Origin of the sequence: Ligilactobacillus acidipiscis DSM 15836 (genome assembly GCF_001435755.1) — a bacterium.
GTDB lineage: Bacteria > Bacillota > Bacilli > Lactobacillales > Lactobacillaceae > Ligilactobacillus > Ligilactobacillus acidipiscis.
Genome location: NZ_AZFI01000237.1, coordinates 1 through 2,197 on the forward strand (window position 1 = coordinate 1; position 2,197 = coordinate 2,197).

A 2,197-nucleotide genomic window follows, 5' to 3' on the forward strand; every position below is an offset into this window, starting at 1 on the left:
TCACATTTCCACTTGTAACACTTACTTCGCCAAGGTTGGTGGGCTATTGAAGTAAATTGCTAATTCAGGGCAAGAGAAGTACTGCCAGTCATCCGGCTCAAACGTTTGCCAAAAATCACCTGTTAAAAAGCGGCCGCAACAAAGCTGATTGTTACGACCACTTTTATCCTTAGTACAAATTATTTTTCATTAACACTTTCGTCCTCGGCCCCACCGTCATCTGGTAACTGTTCCATCTCATGGACAAAACGGTCACGCGCATCTTTTGCTAAAGCCGTCTCGGCCGTGATCGCTGAATTTGGGATCTGATCAATGTTAGCACACATTTCAATATGTTGTTTATGGTCAACAAATGTCATCGGTGCATCTCCCCCATATTCACCATCAACGTTGATCATCATTCGTTGCCCCGGTGAGCTGGCTTTGATTTTAGAAGTTTTAACGTAAACGATCCGTGGGTCATCCACGTGCTTACCACCGTTAAATACTTTGCGGATCAAATGCAATATCTCGACCAAATTACTAGTCTTCACAATGATCAAAGTAAACTTGCCATCGTCAAGTGAAGCATCTGGTACGATCTGTTCAAAACCACCGACAGAGTTCGTTAGAGCAACGAAGAACATTGAGGCCTTGCCGTCAAACTCACCATCGTCATACTTAATTTTCATGTTGACTGGTTTAATTCGTGGCAATAACTCTGCCCCTTTGGCCAAATACGCCAAGTAACCAAACTGTGACTTCAATTCAGACGGCACAGAATAGGTAATTTCTGATAACAAACCGCCTGCAGCAATATTTACGAAGTAATTATCATTAGCCTGACCAATGTCCATTCTGATCGTCTTTCCCTTAGCAATCACTTTAGCTGCTGCCAACGGATCTTCACGCGGGATCTTTAAAGCTCGCGCATAATCATTGGTCGTTCCAGCAGGAATGATCCCCATTTTCGGACGTTTTTTCAACGGCGCGATTCCGTTGACGACTTCATTGATCGTGCCGTCACCACCTGCGGCGATCAGCAGATCAAAGCCATCGCGTGCAGCACGCTTGGCTTCATTTTGAGCGGAATTTTCCTCAGCAGTAGTTGCAAAGGCACTTGTTTCATAACCGGCATTTTCCATAATATCTAAAATACCGATCAAATCCTTCTTCATGGCTTCCCTGCCAGAAGTGGGATTATAAATTACACGACAACGTTTTTTCATAGTTCTAACGATCTCCAGGGAAACTGAACTCCCTTACCTTTCTTTCAAACTAGCCATTAAGAGTTTATTGACAACTTTCGGGTTGGCTTTCCCACGAGTCTGCTTCATGATATTACCGACCAAGAACCCAACAGCGCGGTCCTTACCATTCTTGAAGTCTTCGATCGATTTAGCATTGTTATCCAAAACATCATCGATGATCGGCTGCAAAGTAGCGGGATCAGACAATTGCACCATACCCTTTTCTTCAACCCAGGCTTTTGGATCAGTATCGTTGGCAACGATCTGTTTGAAGACTTTCTTGGCAATCTTGCTAGAAATGGTCTCATCCTGGATCAAACCGATCATTTGTGCCAAATGTGCAGGGGTCAAGGCTAAGTCTGCCAATTCAACCTTCTTGTCGTTCATATAGGCACTTACATCACCCATCAACCAGTTAGCGGCTAACTTCGGATCAGCACCTGCAGCAACAGTTGCTTCAAAAAAGTCTGACATTTCCATCGTTTGTGTCAAAACGTCGGCATCATATTCAGTGACGCCCCACTCATTGACATAACGTTTACGACGATCTTCCGGCATTTCCGGGATCGAGTCTTTGATTTTCTTGATCCAATCATCTGAAATATGGATCGGCGGCAAGTCTGGTTCTGGGAAGTAACGATAGTCACTCTTACCTTCTTTAACACGCATCAGGACTGTTTCACCAGTATTGACATCAAAACGACGAGTTTCCTGTTGGATACTGCCGCCAGCTCGGATGACATTTTCCTGGCGTTGTTCTTCATACTTCAAACCTGAACGTACGTGTTCAAATGAGTTCAAGTTTTTCATTTCAGTTTTAGTTCCATATTGATCAGAGCCAATTGGACGAACCGAAATGTTGACGTCGGCCCGCATGGAACCTTCTTCCATCTTTACGTCAGACACGCCGGTAAATTGGATAACTTGACGTAGTTTCTTTAAGTAGGCATAAGCTTCATCAGCCGAAG

At 44.1% G+C, this 2,197-nt stretch carries 2 protein-coding genes; both read right to left on the reverse strand.

Features of this window, described 5'->3' with window-relative positions; genetic code table 11:
• Positions 1 to 179: 179 nt before the first annotated feature.
• Positions 180 to 1,208, reverse strand: a complete 1,029-nt coding sequence (locus tag FC65_RS10255) for a diacylglycerol kinase (protein ID WP_056972621.1) — start codon at positions 1,206 to 1,208, stop codon at positions 180 to 182.
• 33 nt (positions 1,209 to 1,241) lie between these two features.
• A partial coding sequence (gene gatB, locus FC65_RS10260) for an Asp-tRNA(Asn)/Glu-tRNA(Gln) amidotransferase subunit GatB (RefSeq protein WP_056972623.1) occupies positions 1,242 to 2,197 on the reverse strand: 956 nt, incomplete at its 5' end.

What these genes read in the sequence shown, in the direction of transcription:
- FC65_RS10255 (WP_056972621.1), bottom strand. Translation starts at nt 1,208, where the DNA reads ATGAAAAAACGTTGTCGTGTAATTTATAATCCCACTTCTGGCAGGGAA.